At 72.0% G+C, this 15071-nt stretch carries 15 protein-coding genes and 1 tRNA gene; 6 read left to right on the top strand and 10 right to left on the bottom strand.

The features are described from left to right. Positions 1-29 precede the first annotated feature (29 nt). From ABZ098_RS32100 to ABZ098_RS32115, 4 genes are all read left to right on the top strand, one after another. Positions 30-824 (top strand): ABC transporter permease, encoded by a 795-nt coding sequence (locus ABZ098_RS32100; protein WP_356597293.1) that lies wholly within the window; start codon positions 30-32, stop codon positions 822-824. A gap of 516 nt (positions 825-1340) precedes the next feature. Then, entirely contained in the window at positions 1341-2297 is a 957-nt protein-coding gene (locus tag ABZ098_RS32105) for a glycine betaine ABC transporter substrate-binding protein (protein ID WP_356597140.1), read from the top strand. A gap of 72 nt (positions 2298-2369) precedes the next feature. Then, positions 2370-2945 carry a helix-turn-helix domain-containing protein gene (locus ABZ098_RS32110; protein WP_356597142.1) on the top strand — a complete coding sequence of 192 codons (576 nt, stop codon included), beginning with the start codon at positions 2370-2372 and terminating at the stop codon, positions 2943-2945. 11 nt (positions 2946-2956) lie between these two features. After that, entirely contained in the window at positions 2957-3139 is a 183-nt protein-coding gene (locus tag ABZ098_RS32115; RefSeq protein WP_356597144.1) for a hypothetical protein, read from the top strand. Here ABZ098_RS32115 and ABZ098_RS32120 read toward each other — a convergent pair. The 3 genes from ABZ098_RS32120 to ABZ098_RS32130 are packed head-to-tail and all read right to left on the bottom strand — an operon-like array spanning position 3136 to position 5864. After that, a complete protein-coding gene (locus tag ABZ098_RS32120) occupies positions 3136-3927 on the bottom strand; it encodes a S16 family serine protease (protein ID WP_356597146.1) in 792 nt (263 codons plus the stop codon). The two genes, ABZ098_RS32115 and ABZ098_RS32120, sit on opposite strands and share 4 nt — an antisense overlap. Positions 3928-3969: 42 nt before the next feature. Then, complete coding sequence (gene menC, locus ABZ098_RS32125) at positions 3970-5079, bottom strand: o-succinylbenzoate synthase (RefSeq protein WP_356597148.1); 1110 nt, start codon at positions 5077-5079, stop codon at positions 3970-3972. Continuing rightward, complete coding sequence (locus ABZ098_RS32130) at positions 5076-5864, bottom strand: chorismate synthase (protein WP_356597150.1); 789 nt, start codon at positions 5862-5864, stop codon at positions 5076-5078. Before ABZ098_RS32130 ends, menC begins: the two co-directional genes overlap by 4 nt. Before the next feature lie 101 nt (positions 5865-5965). On the opposite strand from ABZ098_RS32130, the gene ABZ098_RS32135 reads away from it, so the two are divergent. Continuing rightward, entirely contained in the window at positions 5966-7513 is a 1548-nt protein-coding gene (locus tag ABZ098_RS32135; RefSeq protein WP_356597152.1) for a helix-turn-helix domain-containing protein, read from the top strand. A gap of 289 nt (positions 7514-7802) precedes the next feature. On the opposite strand, the gene ABZ098_RS32140 is transcribed toward ABZ098_RS32135, so the two are convergent. From ABZ098_RS32140 to ABZ098_RS32160, 5 genes are all read right to left on the bottom strand, one after another. Then, entirely contained in the window at positions 7803-8444 is a 642-nt protein-coding gene (locus ABZ098_RS32140) for a helix-turn-helix domain-containing protein (protein ID WP_031041623.1), read from the bottom strand. A 319-nt stretch (positions 8445-8763) separates the two neighbouring features. Beyond that, on the bottom strand, positions 8764-10557 hold the full coding sequence (locus tag ABZ098_RS32145) for a DEAD/DEAH box helicase (RefSeq protein WP_356597154.1): 1794 nt from the start codon (positions 10555-10557) through the stop codon (positions 8764-8766). A gap of 144 nt (positions 10558-10701) precedes the next feature. Continuing rightward, positions 10702-11070 carry a Fic family protein gene (locus tag ABZ098_RS32150; protein WP_356597156.1) on the bottom strand — a complete coding sequence of 123 codons (369 nt, stop codon included), beginning with the start codon at positions 11068-11070 and terminating at the stop codon, positions 10702-10704. Further along, entirely contained in the window at positions 11070-11267 is a 198-nt protein-coding gene (locus ABZ098_RS32155; RefSeq protein WP_123761049.1) for a hypothetical protein, read from the bottom strand. Before ABZ098_RS32155 ends, ABZ098_RS32150 begins: the two co-directional genes overlap by 1 nt. A 12-nt stretch (positions 11268-11279) precedes the next feature. Continuing rightward, complete coding sequence (locus tag ABZ098_RS32160) at positions 11280-12755, bottom strand: MFS transporter (RefSeq protein WP_356597158.1); 1476 nt, start codon at positions 12753-12755, stop codon at positions 11280-11282. 236 nt (positions 12756-12991) lie between these two features. On the opposite strand from ABZ098_RS32160, the gene ABZ098_RS32165 reads away from it, so the two are divergent. Next, positions 12992-13063: transfer RNA gene (locus tag ABZ098_RS32165), tRNA-Cys, on the top strand. 182 nt (positions 13064-13245) lie between these two features. On the opposite strand, the gene ABZ098_RS32170 is transcribed toward ABZ098_RS32165, so the two are convergent. Both ABZ098_RS32170 and ABZ098_RS32175 read right to left on the bottom strand, forming a co-directional pair. Further along, positions 13246-14403, bottom strand: a complete 1158-nt coding sequence (locus ABZ098_RS32170; RefSeq protein ID WP_356597160.1) for an SUKH-4 family immunity protein — start codon at positions 14401-14403, stop codon at positions 13246-13248. A 132-nt stretch (positions 14404-14535) separates the two neighbouring features. Beyond that, positions 14536-15066 carry an AAA family ATPase gene (locus ABZ098_RS32175; protein WP_356597295.1) on the bottom strand — a complete coding sequence of 177 codons (531 nt, stop codon included), beginning with the start codon at positions 15064-15066 and terminating at the stop codon, positions 14536-14538. Positions 15067-15071: the final 5 nt, after the last annotated feature.

Raw genomic sequence — 15071 nt, forward strand, 5'->3', positions numbered from 1 at the left:
CGACCTCCCTTGCGGAGGACGAGACCTCCCTGGCGGAGGACGAACGGGAGGAGAGCGCGGCGCCTCCCCCACCGACCCCGCCCGGACAGCGCGTGACCTGGCAGAAGCTGACCTTCCTGCCCGCGTTCCTGCTCGCCGTGCTGCTCGCGACCTGGCTGTGGTTCGCGCGGACCGACCTGGACCCGCTCTCCGAGAACGCGCTGTCGAACGGGCAGGTGTCCAAGGCCCTGTGGCAGCACGTGCGGCTGACGGTGATCTCGACCTTCTTCGTGCTGGTCATCGCCATCCCACTGGGGATCGTCCTGACCCGCGGCGCCTTCCGGAGGGCGAGCTGGGTGGTGATGGCGGCCGCCAACACGGGCCAGGCGACCCCGGCGATCGGCCTGCTGGCCCTGCTGGTGATCTGGCTGGGCACCGGCACGAAGGCGGCCCTGATCGGCATCATCGCCTACGCCGTCCTGCCGGTCCTGTCGAACACCGTCGCGGGCCTGAAGGCGAACGACCCGACCCTGCTGGAGGCGGCACGCGGCATCGGCATGTCCCCCCTGGGCGTGCTGGCCCGCGTCGAACTCCCGCTGGCCGTCCCCCTGATCCTCGCCGGCATCCGTACGGCCCTGGTCCTCAACGTCGGTACGGCGACCCTGGCCGCCTTCGGCGGAGGCGGCGGCCTCGGCGTCCTGATCACCACCGGCATCACCAACCAGCGGATGCCGGTACTGATGCTGGGTTCCATCCTCACGGTGACCCTGGCCCTACTGGTCGACTGGCTGGCCTCACTGGCGGAACTGCTGCTGAGGCCACGGGGGTTGGGGGCGGGGTCGTGAGACGGACGGCCGCGGCCCTCAAGGTCGGTACGGCGCCCCCCGGCACCCTTCGGCAGCCGGAGCCCTGCCGGTGGCCTGGCCGACCGCACTCACCGAACCGGAGCCGCAAACATGAGCCGACAGCACCTGCCCCCGACTCCGACGGGGAGGGGCAACGCGGACTCCCTGCCGATCGACCGGCCGACCTCACACCAGGGCCCCCGGCGCAGACCCCGCCACGCTCCCGCCCGGCCCCGACCCACATCGTCGATACGACGCTCCCAGCCCCGGCCCGCGTCCCTGCCGCCCAAGTCCTCACCGCCGATACGACTGCCCCGGCGCCCTTCGGCCGGGGGCGGCGACCTGGCCCCCACAGGTCAACGACCAGCCACGCTGCCCGAACCGCCCCTCGTGTCAACCCGGTTGGAGGCCGAGACATGAGGCTCACGGGCCCCGTACCGGCCCCGACGGGCACCCCTGGCGTGCCGGCCGGGATCACCAACGGCTCCCCCGGCCGCGTCGGTGGGAGGTGACGGTGTGAAGCGGACGTTTCTCACGCTGGCCGGCTGCCTCGTCGTGCTGGCCGGCTGTGGCCTGACCAGTGGCTCTCCGATGGTCGACGACGTGAGGCCGGGGTCGATCGGCCGGGGCGAGCCGCTCAAAGGGGCGGATCTGACGGTGACGTCGAAGGAGTTCACCGAGCAGCTCATCCTCGGCGCGATCATGGGCATCGCCTTCGAGGCGGCCGGGGCGGACGTGCTCGACCGCACGGGGATCCAGGGATCGGTCGGGGCCCGCGAGGCGGTCAAGTCCGGGGACGCGGACGGGATGTACGAGTACACGGGCACGGCGTGGATCACCTACCAGGGCAACGGCGAGCCGATCGCCGACCCGCAGGAACAGTGGGCGGCGGTACGGAAGGCAGACCTGGAGAACGGTCTGACGTGGCTGCCGAAGGCGCCCCTGAACAACACCTACGCCCTCGCCATGAACCGGTCCGACTTCGGGAAGTACGGCACGAGGACGCTGTCCGAGGCGGCCGCGCTTGCCAGGAAGGACCCCGGCGCGGTCACCCTGTGCGTGGAGAGCGAGTTCGCCAACCGCGCCGACGGACTGCCGGGCATGGAGAAGGCGTACGGCATGAACGTCCCGGCGAAGAACATCACACAGATGGACACCGGGATCATCTACACCCAGGTGGCGAAGGGCAGTTGCCGGTACGGGGAGGTCTTCACCACCGACGGCCGCATCAAGTCCATGAACCTCGCGGTGATGCGGGACGACCGGAAGTTCTTCCCCAACTACAACGCGGCGCCCGAGATCAACTCCAGGTCCCTGAAGAAGTGGCCGGCCATCGCAAAGGTGCTGGCCCCGGTCACGAAGAGGCTGGACAACATGGTGGCGCGGGACCTCAACGCCAAGGTGGATGTCGCCGGGGAGGACCCGCACCAGGTGGCGTTGGACTGGATGAGGGCGGAGGGGTTCGTGAAGTAGAGCCGGTCCGCGCCGGGCGGAGTTACAAAGAACCCGTTGCAAAGGACTCTTTGCATAGCTATCTTTGTACGCATGCCGGAAGAGCCCAACGTACGGAAACTCGACGCCCGTTCACTGCGCGGGCTGGCCCATCCCCTGCGGATGGAACTGCTCAACGCGCTGCGCCGACGCGGCCCCGCCACCGCGTCGATGCTCGCCGAGCGGCTGGGCGAGTCCAGCGGCGCCACCAGCTACCACCTGCGCCAGCTCGCCGAGCACGGCTTCATCGCCGACGCTCCCGAGCACGGCAAGGGACGGGAGCGGTGGTGGAAGGCCGTGGACCAGGGACTGACCTTCGACACCGCCGAGTTCGACGGCGCGGGACCCGAGGTACGCGGGATGGCCGAGATCTACCTGCACGAGATCGCCGCCACCCACGCACGCGAGATGTCCGGTTGGCTCAGCACCCGGGACCACTGGTCCGCCGAGTGGACCCGCGCTTCGGACATGAGCGACATGACGCTCCAGCTCACACCCGAACTGGCCACCGAGCTCGTCGACAGGATGCACGCCCTGATCAACGACTACCGCGGCCGGGTCACCGACGACACCCCCGGCACGGAGCAAGTACGTATCCACACCCACCTGTTCCCCACCGAGACGGACTGAGAGGCCACGCCATGCACGCCGACACCCACCTCGCCGCCCACCACCTCCGCGTCGCCGACCTCCGCGCCGAGGCCGACGCCCACCGCCTCGCCGCCGAGGCCAGGCGGCCGTACGCCATCCGCACCCGCCTGGGCTGGACCCTCGTCGAGGTCGGGCTCCGGCTCGCCGCCCCGAGGCCGGTCCTCGCGCACTAGCAGGCGGGGACGGCCCCCTTGCCCGACTCCAGGGCGGTCAGCGCGCCCACCGCCCCCTTCAGGGACGTCACCGGGATCAGCCGCAGCCCCTTGGGCAGTTCCGCCTTCGCGTCGGCGCACTCGTCCTTCGGCACCAGGAACACCGTCGCCCCGTCCCGCTTGGCGGCCTGCGTCTTCAGCGCCACACCGCCCACCGCGCCGACCGTGCCGTCCGCGTCGATCGTGCCCGTCCCGGCGATGACACGGCCGCCCGTGAGGTCGCCCCCGGCGCCGTCGCCGTCGAGCTTGTCGATGATCCCCAGCGTGAACAGCAGCCCCGCGCTCGGCCCCCCGACGTCCGCGAGCTTCAGCGTGACCTTGACCTTGCCGTCGCTGAGCTTGAGGTAGTTCAGGGCCGCTTCGGTCGCCGCGTCCTGGGACTCCTTCATCTGCGCGGTGTTGTGCTTCTCGATCTCCTTGACGCTCTGCCCGCTCGGGTAGACCGCGTCGTGGGGCATGACCGCCCGGTCGGTGCGGAACCAGTTGTCGATGACGTCGCCGAGCGAGACGTGCGTGTCGGGCCCGGTCGCCTCGATGGTCGTCATCCGCAGCTGCCCGCTCGTCGTACGGGTCTTCGCCCCGGCGATCGTGATCACCGCCGCGCCCTCGTTCTCGCCGAGGACGTTCGCCGTCATCCCGGGCTGCGCCAGCGCGAACGGCAGCGGCGCGAAGAGGGCCGTGGCGACCAGTGCCACGACGGGCAGGACACAGACGGCGACGGCCTGGGGGCGCGTGAGGCGAGAGAGCACGGGATCAATCTAACGCGGCGGTCACTTCCGGCCACGAGCCGGTCAGGCCGCGTACAGATCCCGTCTCGCGCGCGTGAAACGCCGTAGGACCTCGGGCAGCGGTTCGACGCCGATGCCCGGTGTGCGTGGGACCGGCAGGTGGCCGTCCTCCAGGACGAACGGCTCGGTGATGTCCTCGGCGAAGTAGCGGGCGGAGGCCGAGGTGTCGCCGGGGAGCGTGAAGCCGGGCAGGGCGGCCAGCGCGAGGTTCGCGGCGCGGCCGATTCCCGTCTCCAGCATCCCGCCGCACCACACCGGCACGCCGTGCGCGCGGGCCACGTCGTGGATGCGGCGGGCCTCCAGGTAGCCGCCCACGCGCGCGGGCTTGACGTTCACGACCCGGCACGCGTCCATCGCAATCGCGGAGGCGGTGTCCCGGGCGTTGTGCAGGGACTCGTCGAGGCAGACGGGGGTGGCGATACGGCTCTGGAGGCGCGCGTGGCCGTACAGGTTGTTCTCGTCCAGTGGCTCCTCGATCAGCAGCAGCCCGAACTCGTCGAGGCGTCGCAGGTGTTCCGCGTCCGCGAGGGTGTACGCCGTGTTGGCGTCGACCTGGAGGGGCAGTGCGGCGCCGAAGCGCTCGCGCACGGCCCGCACGGGTTCGAGGTCCCAGCCGGGTTCGATCTTCAGCTTGATCCGGACGTACCCCTCGGCGAGATACCGCTCGACGTCGTCCAGGAGTTCGGCGACCGACTCCTTGATGCCGACCGACACCCCCGCCGGCACCCGCTCGCGCACCGCGCCCAGGTACACCGCCAGCGGCATGCCGTACGACCGCAGCTCCGCGTCCAGGACCGCCGTCTCCAGGGCCGCCTTCGCCAGCTCGTGCCCCTTGATCCCGCCGACCGCCGGCCCGACCAGCGCCGCCGTGAGCGCGGGCAGCGCCGCCACCCTCGGCACCAGGAAGTCCCGCAGCACGAGCTCCGCGCCCGCCACGAACTCCGAGCAGTAGCGCGGCTGCGGGTCGGCGGCGAACTCCGACCAGCCCTCGGCGGTGTCCGTGACGACGTGCAGCAGGAAGGTGTCCTTCGTGGTCATCGTCCCGAAGGAGGTCCGGAAGGGACTGACCAGCGGGATCGCCACATGGACGACCTCGACGCGCTCCAGCTTCATACGGCGGCCTCCTTGGTGAGTGTGTACCAACCGTCCCGGGACATTCCCGTCGCCCGGAACCCCTGCCCGAACGCCTCCGTGAACACCTCGCGCACGGCCCGCCGCCAGCGCAGCGCGAGCGCCGGGTCGGCGGCCCGCAGCTCGACGACGTCGTCCGGGACCCGGCACCAGACGCGCAGGCCCGCGAGGTCGCGGCGGGCTAGGACTCCTCCGTCGGGGGCGTGGTGGGTGACGGGCGCGGCCTCGCGGTCACGGGTCGCTGGCGCGCCCCTGTGGTCACCCGGGCCGTACGGCGGTCCGGGCGCCGTCAGGTCCCAGGTCACCGTCAGCCGGTCGCTCTCGTCGCCGCCGTTCACGCCGTCCCTCATGGGGCCGTAGAAGTCGACGAGGTACTCGGTGCCGACCGCGCCCAGCTTGGCCAGGTTGAAGCGGGCGTTGCGGGCGACCAGCGGGTCGAAGGTCCAGCGCATGGTGCGGGCGCCGAGGCCGAGCGCCCAGGCCCGCTGCGCCTGCTTCAGCGCCTGCCCGAGCCCGGGTTCCGCGGCGGCGACCAGGGAGTACACCTCCCCCGAGCCCGGCGGCCCGAACACGGCGGCGCAGGCCCCGGCGAGGCGCTGCCCGTCGTGGGCCGCGTGCACCGCGCCGCCCGCGTGGACCAGGCTGTGCAGCACCTCGGCCGGATAGGGCGGGGCCGCGGGCGGGGTCCGCCACACCTCGCCGAAGTACGCGCTGACGGCACCGAGCCCTGCGACGTCGTGGACGGTACGGATGCTCACTCCGGTCATGTGCCCAGTCTTGGATCCGGGCGGGGCCGCCGGGTTGTGCGGCTGTACAACATCTGCCTACGTTCCTTTACGGAACGGCCAAAAGAACTTGGGAGACACCCGTGGACACCTGCACCCTCGGTGACCTCCTGGACGTCGTCGGCGGCACCTCCGTACGGCTGCACACCGCTCCCGCCGGGCTCACCGCCCCGGTCACGGAGGTGCTCCTCCACGACGCCGAGGCCCCGCTCCCCGCGGTGCCGGGCGCGCTGCTGCTGGCCGTCGGGGTGCGGGCGTCCGCGGCCGGGCCGCTGGCAAGAGCTGCCGCGGAGGCCGGGATGACCGGCCTGGTGGTCCGGGGCCAGGACGGACCGGTGGCCGAGGCGGAGGCGTACGGCGTGGCCCTGCTGTCCGTCGCCGAGGACACCGCCTGGCACCAGGCGCACCTGCTGCTGGTGTCGGCGACCGGCACCCGGCCGGTCCCCTCCGCGGGCGGCCACGGCGACCTCTTCGCGCTCGCCGACGCCATCGCGGCGGCGACCGGCGGGGCCACCGCCGTGGAGGACCCGCGCCGGCGGATCCTCGCCTACTCCACCGTCCCCGGCCAGCCGGTCGACGAGGTCCGCCGCCAGGGCATCCTGGGCCTCCAGGTACCGGCCGCCGCGGAGAACACCGACGAGTACCGGACGCTGTTCGCGGCCGCCGGACCGGTACGGCTGCCCGCGCTGCGGGACGGCGTCCTGCCCCGCCTCGCGGTCGCCGTCCGGGCCGGCGGGGAGACCCTCGGCTCGGTGTGGGTCGTCGACGACGGCACGCTCGCGGCGGACGCGGAGCAGACCCTCGTCCAGGGGGCGTCGACGGCGGCCCTGCTGCTTCTGCGGGCGCGGGCGGCCCAGGAGCTGGCCCGGCACCAGAGCGGTGACCTGCTGCGGCGGCTGCTGGACGGCACGGCGGACGCGGCGACGTCCGCCGTACGGCTGGGGATCGAGGGCCCGGTCCGGGTGGCGGCCTTCGCCCCGGACGCGGCCGGCCTCCCGGACGCCGAACAGACCGGACTGCGGCTGCTGGACGTCGTACGGCTCCAGTGCGAGGCGCGCTACGGGCGGCACGCGTGTGTGCTGCTCGACGGGGTGGTGTACGCGCTGCTCCCGGCACCCGGGGCTCGGCACCGGCGGCTGGCCGAGGACATCGTGACCCGGGCCGGGCAGGCGCTCAGGGTGCCGGTGCGGGCGGGACTGGGCGAGGTGGTGGCGGGGCTCGCGGAGGTGGCCGGGTCGCGGGCCGACGCCGATGCGGTGCTGCGGCTGCTCGGACCCTCACTGCCGGTGGCCACGGTCGACGAGGTACGGCCGCGGGTGACACTGCTGCGACTGGCCGAAGTGCTCGCCGAACGGCGGGAGTTGGCGGCGGGTTCCTGGCGGCGGGTGCTGGCGTACGACAGTGAGCACGGGACCGACCACGCCCGCACGCTGGTCTGCTGGTTCGACGCCGGGTGCGACATGGCGGGGGCGGCGAAACTGCTCGCCGTACACCCGAACACCTGCCGCTACCGACTGAAGCAGATCCGGCAACACCTAGGCGTCGACCTGACCGACCCCGACGAACGCCTGGTGCTGTGGCTCCAGTTGAGAGTACTGGCGGGACTCGGCCCGACGGTGGCCGCGGGCTGAGCAGTTTCCACGCCGACGGGACGGGCGGGACTCGAGCCGGTGATGACTGCGGACGGGTGCTGGCGAGGCCCGGGCTCACGGTGGCCGCCGGTTGAGCAGTGCGCATGTCGGCCGACGTCGACCGCACCCACCCCAGGGGCGCGGGGAACTGCGCGACCAACCCCCACCGGGCCCGCGGCCAACGACGAACCCGCACCCACCCCAGGGGCGCGAGGAACTGCGCGACCAACCCCCACCGGGCCCGCGGCCAAAACACGAACCCGCACCCCACCACCCCGCCCCGCTCAGCTCAGCGCAGCGCCTCCGCGACCTCCCGCGCCGCGTCCACCACCCGCGGCCCCACCCGCTCCGGCACCGCGTCCGCCAGCATCACGACCCCGACGCTGCCCTCGACCCCGGTGACCCCGAGCAGCGGCGCGGCCGCCCCGCTGGCGCCCGCCTCCAGCTCCCCGTGCGTCAGCATGTACCCCGGCTCCCCGAACCCCTGCTGCCGGGCGGCGAGAATCGCCCGCCCCGCGGCCCCCCGGTCCAGCGGATGCCGGAACCCGGCGCGATAGGCCACGTGATAGTCGGTCCAGGTGGGCTCCACAACGGCCACGGCCAGCGCCTCCGCACCGTCCACCAAGGTGAGATGAGCCGTCGCCCCGATGTCCTCCGCGAGCGACCGCAGCGCCGGCAGCGCGGCCTCCCGTACCAGCGGGTGCACCTGCCGGCCGAGCCGCAGCACGCCGAGCCCCACCCGGGCACGCCCGCCGAGATCACGCCGTACGAGGGCGTGCTGCTCCAGCGTGGCCAGCAACCGGTACACCACGGTCCGGTTCACGCCCAGTTTGTTGGAAAGCTCGGTGACGGTGAGCCCGTGGTCCGTGTCGGCCAGGAGCTTGAGGACACGCAGTCCCCGGTCAAGCGTCTGAGAGGTCTCCGCGGTCACGACGCCCACTCCTCCAAGTGGTGAGGTCGGCAACCTCCGAGCGGCGATGCGTCACCGAGTCCCGTCGGCAACGCGCTTCAGAGGCCGCCGATCGGCCGGCGGCCCGGTCTCTTACCGGGCCGCGTCGCTTCACGGCTGCGCTCCGCGGCGGCGCTGCCACGGGGCGTGTGCGTAGCGGGACAGTAGCGAAGCGGGTTCGCTCAGCGGAAGCCTCCGTCCAGAATCCGGGCAGCAGCCGGTACGGACCACTCCGTTTGTCCTGATACGTACGGTCCGGCACCGCGGCACGAAACGACCGCGGCACGGAACGCGCCCGGCGTCACCGCATCCGGGTGGCCCACTCCTGCACCTTGGCGATCCGCTGCCGGAGCTGCCCGGCCGTGGCCTCGGCGCTCGGCGGCCCGCCGCAGACCCGGCGCAGCTCGGTGTGGATCACACCGTGGGGTTTGCCGCTCTGGTGGACGTAGGCGCTGACCATGGTGTTGAGCTGCTTGCGCAGCTCCATCATCTCCTTGTGCGAGACCACGGGCCGCCGCTCGGCGGGCAGCTCCAGCAGGTCGGCCTCGCTGTCCGGCTTCTTGCGGCTGTGCGCGATCTGCCGGGCCTGCCGCTTCTGGAGCAGGAGCTGCACCTGGTCCGGCTCCAGGAGCCCCGGGATCCCGAGGTAGTCCTGCTCCTCCTCGCTCCCCGGGTGCGCCTGCATCCCGAACTCGGCACCGTCGTAGAGCACGCGGTCGAAGACGGCCTCGGACTCCAGCGCCTCGAAGGCGAACTGCTCCTGCTCGCCGGTGTCCTCGTCCTCTTCCCTGTTCGCCTCCTCCATCTCCTTCTCGGACTCGGCGTACGGGTCCTCCTCGCCCTCCTTCTTCGGCTTGTCGAGGGCGTGGTCCCGTTCCACCTCCATCTCGTTGGCGAAGGTGAGGAGGTCGGGCACGGTCGGCAGGAAGACGGAGGCGGTCTCGCCGCGCCGCCGGGACCGTACGAAACGGCCGACGGCCTGGGCGAAGAAGAGCGGCGTGGAGATGGTGGTGGCGTACACGCCGACGGCCAGCCGCGGCACGTCGACGCCTTCCGACACCATCCGCACGGCGACCATCCACCGGTCGTTGCTCTCGCTGAAGTCGTCGATCCGCTTCGAGGCCCCGGCGTCGTCGGACAGGACCAGGGTCGCCTTGTTGCCGGTGATCTCGCGGATCAGCTTGGCGTAGGCGCGCGCGGAGTCCTGGTCGGAGGCGATGACGAGGGCACCGGCGTCCGGGATGGCCTTCCTGACCTCGGTGAGCCGCTGGTCGGCGGCGCGCAGCACGCTCGGCATCCACTCACCGCGCGGGTCCAGCGCCGTACGCCAGGCCTGACTGATCGCGTCCTTGGTCATGGGCTCGCCGAGCCGCGCGGCGATCTCGTCCCCCGCCTTGGTCCGCCACCGCATCTGCCCGCTGTAGGAGAGGAAGATGACGGGCCGCACGACGTGGTCGGCCAGCGCGTTCCCGTACCCGTAGGTGTAGTCGGCGGCCGACCTGCGGATCCCGTCGTTGCCCTCCTCGTACGTCACGAAGGGGATGGGGTTGGTGTCGGACCGGAAGGGCGTACCGGTGAGCGCGAGCCGGCGGGTGGCGGGCTCGAAGGCCTCCAGACACGCCTCGCCCCAGGACTTGGAGTCACCGGCGTGGTGGATCTCGTCGAGGATGACGAGGGTCTTGCGCTGCTCGACCCGGTTGCGGTGCAGCATGGGCCGCACACCCACACCCGCGTAGGTGACGGCGACGCCGTGGTAGTCCTTGCCGAGCGGCCCGGCGCTGTACTCGGGATCCAGCTTGATCCCTATCCGCGCGGCCGCCTCGGCCCACTGCTTCTTCAGATGCTCGGTCGGCGCGACGACCGTCACCTGCTGCACGACATGGTGGTGCAGCAGCCAGGACGCGAGCGTGAGTGCGAAGGTCGTCTTGCCGGCCCCCGGCGTCGCGACGGCCAGGAAGTCACGCGGCTGCTCCTGGATGTACTTCTCCATCGCCCCCTGCTGCCACGCGCGCAGCTTGCTGGCGGTACCCCAGGGGGCCCGGCCGGGGAAGGCGGGGGAAAGGTGGTGCTGGGAGGAGGCGGCGGTGGTAGTCACGGTCTCCGTCGGGGTCGAGCGGCTCGGCTGTATCTACGGCGGGGTCTTCGGCTGGGTATGACGACCGGGTCACCTTACCGGCGGGGCGATGCCGTCAACGCTCGGACGGGGCCGGGGCGGCCAGGGGTGGGACCGACGTCACAGTCATCGGGCGAAGCGCGGCAGATGGGCAGCGATCTTGGGCACGTCCAGACGCCCCTGGCAGACGTCCAGCACGAACTGCTCCGCCTCGTCGACGTCGAACTCCGCGTCCAGCGGGTGGCCATTCATGTGCAGAAAGACCCAGGTCGCGTACCAGGCGATGCGCTTGTTCCCGTCGACAAGGGCATGGTTGCGGGCCAGGGATTCCATCAGGGCCGCGGCCTTCTGCCACACGTCCGGATAGGCGTCCTGTCCGAACACACTCGACTGGGGCCGTGCCAGCGCTGAGTCCAGGAGCCCGTAGTCGCGCACTTCGTCCGCCCCGAGTCGCCGCGTGAGGTTCAGCAGCTCGGGAAGCGTGAGGTAGTGCATCAGGCGAGCCTGCGGTTCAGCTCGGCGCTGGCCTTCAGCACGTGGTCGGCGGCCTCGTTGAACAGCCGTGAATGTTCGTTTATGGCCGCGATCACCGCGTCGTGCGCGAAAGCCTGCATGCTCCGCCCTTCCGCAGCGGCGCGCTCACGCAGGGCGTCGAGCTCTTCGTCCGTGAAACGCAGGTTCAGTCCGGCCATGACTCGACGGTACTAGGTGGTACCACTCGGTGCCACTCCGGTTCTGACACTCAGCCGCGTAGTCACCCACGCTCCCACCAACGCCACCCCGGCCATCGGCAGGAACACCACGGCGAACGCGGCCGGATGCGCCCCGGACGCCTCCGTCGCCGTACGGCTCACCGTCCCGCCGCCCAGCGCCGCGAAGGCCGCCCCGCCCGCCGCCAGCAGGACGGCGTTCGAGAGGCCGTCGGAGATCTGGAGGGCGGCGGAGTTGCTGCCGGCCTCCTCCGGGGCGGACAGATGCAGCAGCAGCACACTGGTGGAGGAGATCACCAGCCCCATCCCGAAACACCCGAAGCCCCACGCGACGGCGACGGTCCAGACGGGCACGGAGTCGATCAGCACACTCGGCGCGGCGGCGATCGCGGCCGCGACCAGCACCATCCCGGCGGTCATCAGCCGTTCCCGGTACGGCTCCACCCGCGCCCGCGACTGCACCCACGACCCCAGCGCCCACGTGGCCCCGCCGGCCGCGAGCGAGAACCCGGCGAGCGTCGGCGACAGCCCCCGCTGGGTGACCAGCATCAACGGCACGAAGGACTCCGCGGCGATGAAGGACCCCGCGGCGACCCCGCGCAGCAGCACGACGGAGGGCAGCCCGCGGGCCGCCCGGTACGTCCCGCGCGGAAGCAGCCCGAGGACGGCCGGCACGAGCAGGGCCACGCCCGCGAGTCCGGGGAGCAGGGAGAGGGGACGCAGATCCTGGGCGGCGTACTGGAGGAGCCCGGCGCCCAGGGAGATCCCGAGGGCGAGCCGGATACGGCGGCGGTCGAAGGAGGCCTGTTCGTGCTGGTCGTCGACCGGTCCGGACGCCCGCCGCCGTATCTGCGGAAGGGCGAGCACCAGGGGAAACACGACCAGTACCGGAATCCCGACGAACACCCACCGCCACCCGAGGTGCTCGGTCACGGCTCCGGCCGCGAGCGGCCCCACGATCGACGGCACCACCCAGCCCGCCGCGAACGCCGCCATGATCGCGGGCCGCAGCCGCTCGGGGTAGGCCCGCCCGACCACGACGTACAGGGCGACGATGACGAGCCCGCCCCCGAACCCCTGCACGGCCCGCCCGAGAATGAACAGCCACATCGCCCCGGCCGTCCCCGACAACAGCAGCCCGGCCCCGAAGCAGCCGATCCCGGCGGTCAACGCCCCGAGCGGCCCCCGCCGATCCGCCCACTGCCCGGCCAGCACCATCCCGAACAGGCTGGTGGTGAAGTACCCGGAGAACGCGAACGCGTACAGCGCGACCCCGTCCAACTCCCGCGCGGCGACCGGCATGGCGGTCCCCACGGCGGTCGCCTCGAACGCGATCAGCAGCACGACGGACACGATGCCGACACTCAGCGCCCGGTACGAACGCCCCAGCACCCCCTCCTCCACCTCATCGAGGGACGGGACCTCACAGTCGTCGGTGACACCGGCATCACGCGGTTCCAACACAGCCATGCCCGCCAGAGTAAGGGCCATGGCCCCCTTTGACCCCTGTCGAAAGCCCGCCTCCCCCTGAGACCTTGGTCGTACGACCACCACCGGCCCCGCCCCGTTCATGAACGGCGTATGGCAGTCCTGTTGCACCCCCCGAGCTCCCCTTGAACCACTCCCCCACGCCCCCTACGGTCAAGTCACCGGATCACCCCGGCCGTGTGCCCACCATCGCGGGACACGCGACCACCCCCGGTGACGGCCGTGTGCCCGAGTGGCTCAGGGACTCGCCTGCAAAGCGAGTTACGCGGGTTCGATTCCCGCCACGGCCTCAGCGCCTGACCAGGCACAACGAAAGGGCGGTCCCCTCCAGGGAGCCGCCCTTCAGTTCGTCACCCGGGTGGACGAGGCGTATGCGCAGGCCGTCTCCGCAGGACCTGTGGCCCCGTCAAGCGCCTACTTCACCCCAGCTCAATAGAGTCGCTGCCCGACCGCCCCCGCGCCGCGCAGTCGGTCAGAGCACCCCGCCCACCTCGTCCTGGAACAGCTCCGTCCAGTAGTGCCAGTCCGCGTCCGTCGTCGTGCCCGTGGGGTCGATCGTGGACAGGGCTCGGATCATCGTCTTGGCGACCTGGACGTACAGCGTGTTCGTCAGTTCGTGGGCGAGGGACTCGTCGATCCGGCGCTCCCGGTGCAGGAGCCAGAGGGTGAAGGCGAGGGTGGAGATGTCGGTGTTCAGGGGGTGGAGCGTGCCTTCGCGCTCGCTCCAGTTCAGGACCGCGCCCGTCTCGCCGTCGACGACCAGGGTGTTGTCCTCGATCAGGTGGCCCAGGACGATCAGGTGGCCGGCGCGGGGCGGGAGGGCGGCCAGTCGGTCGACCCGGTGCTCGGCGAGGGTGGGGAGCGGGGCGTCGGGGTCGGTGTGGAAGAGGACGCCGTCCTCGGGCAGGCCGGTCTCCGCCAGGAAGCGGCGGGTCGGGGCGTGCGTGAGCGTGGACGGGAAGTCGATGTCCTCGAAGCGGACGACGTGGCCGCGGCCGAACTCCTGGTCCAGCAGGCGCGGCGGGAGGTCCACGGCCAGCCCGGAGTCCGTGCCCGGGCCCGCGACCAGGGCCAGGGGGCGGATCAGGGCCGCGATCTTCCAGAACGTCGGCACATCGCCGCCCGTGCCCTCCTCGAACACCGTGAGGAGTTGGCGCGTCGCGTCCTCCACGGCCGTAGGCCCGAAGCGGCCGGCGTAGGCGGCGAACTGGCCGCGCACCTCCGTCAGTTCGTCCGTCGCCGTCGCGAAGCGGACCAGGGTCGGGAGGGAAGGTGCGAGGGGGGTGCGGTCCATCAGGTCGGGGCGGGCGTGGAAGAAGGCCGTCGTCGAGACCTCGCCGGTGACTCCGTCGAGCAGGACCGACTCCGTCTCCCTGCCGTGCAGGTCGGTGAGTCCGCCTATCACCAGCTGGTCGCGCAGCTCCTCGCTGAGCTGGCCGCCCGGGTCGGCCGTCGAGTCCGCCACCGTCCGCAGGCCCTCCCTGCGCAGCTCCTCGAAGGTGAACAGGTCGCTGTCGGCGGGCAGTCCGGGGCCGCTGAGCCAGCGGCGGGTCGACACATGTGAGATGTACGGCTGCAGTTGGTCCTCGGTCAGTCTGATCGCCGCTACGGCGGTATCGGTCGTGCTCATGGCTCCCCCGTGTGCTTCGTACGCAGTCCCCTGGCCGGGCACGGCACGGCGAACCCGTCGGGTCTGCGCTCGTCCCCCACTGCTCGAAACACTACGCGCCACCACTGACAACGCCCCCGTACCAAGGAGACGTCAGAGCACCCTCGCGCGTTCCCGCCCCGCGAGAATCGCCTCCACCGTCCGCGCGGGGGTGTGCGCGGAGGTGTCCAGCCACAGCCCGATCGGCGGGGTCGACTCCCGCAGCGCCTCGTCCAGCGCGGGGATCGTCCAGGCGGGCCCGTAGCCGGTCTTCGTGCGGGCCGACTCCCTGGCGGCCACCGTCTCCGCGTCCGGCGCCAGGACGACGACGTACAGCGGCCGGGTGCGGACCAGCGCGACCCACGCCGTCAGGTCCTCGCCCAGGACGACGTCCTGCACGACGGCCGTGAACCCGGCCTCGGCGTACGCGTCCGCCGTCGCCGCCGACAGCCGGTGGCGCAGCCGGAGTTGGGCGAGGGCCGCCGCGGAGGCGCCGGGCGCGTACTCCTCGCGTCCCGACACGATCATCCGCCGGAACACGTCACCGCGGACATGCGCCGCCCGCGGCAACCGCTCCGCCAGCGCCTGCGCGACCGTCGACTTCCCTGCCGCCATCACCCCGGTGACGAGCACGACGCCCCGCATCATGT

The sequence above is a fragment of the Streptomyces sp. NPDC006335 genome (assembly GCF_040612795.1).
Lineage (GTDB): Bacteria > Actinomycetota > Actinomycetes > Streptomycetales > Streptomycetaceae > Streptomyces.

What these genes read in the sequence shown, in the direction of transcription:
- ABZ098_RS32130 (WP_356597150.1), bottom strand. Translation starts at nt 5,864, where the DNA reads ATGACCGGAGTGAGCATCCGTACCGTCCACGACGTCGCAGGGCTCGGT.
- ABZ098_RS32155 (WP_123761049.1), bottom strand. Translation starts at nt 11,267, where the DNA reads ATGGCCGGACTGAACCTGCGTTTCACGGACGAAGAGCTCGACGCCCTG.
- ABZ098_RS32110 (WP_356597142.1), top strand. Translation starts at nt 2,370, where the DNA reads ATGCCGGAAGAGCCCAACGTACGGAAACTCGACGCCCGTTCACTGCGC.
- ABZ098_RS32115 (WP_356597144.1), top strand. Translation starts at nt 2,957, where the DNA reads ATGCACGCCGACACCCACCTCGCCGCCCACCACCTCCGCGTCGCCGAC.
- ABZ098_RS32150 (WP_356597156.1), bottom strand. Translation starts at nt 11,070, where the DNA reads ATGCACTACCTCACGCTTCCCGAGCTGCTGAACCTCACGCGGCGACTC.
- menC (WP_356597148.1), bottom strand. Translation starts at nt 5,079, where the DNA reads ATGAAGCTGGAGCGCGTCGAGGTCGTCCATGTGGCGATCCCGCTGGTC.
- ABZ098_RS32160 (WP_356597158.1), bottom strand. Translation starts at nt 12,755, where the DNA reads ATGGCTGTGTTGGAACCGCGTGATGCCGGTGTCACCGACGACTGTGAG.
- ABZ098_RS32170 (WP_356597160.1), bottom strand. Translation starts at nt 14,403, where the DNA reads ATGAGCACGACCGATACCGCCGTAGCGGCGATCAGACTGACCGAGGAC.
- ABZ098_RS32175 (WP_356597295.1), bottom strand. Translation starts at nt 15,066, where the DNA reads ATGCGGGGCGTCGTGCTCGTCACCGGGGTGATGGCGGCAGGGAAGTCG.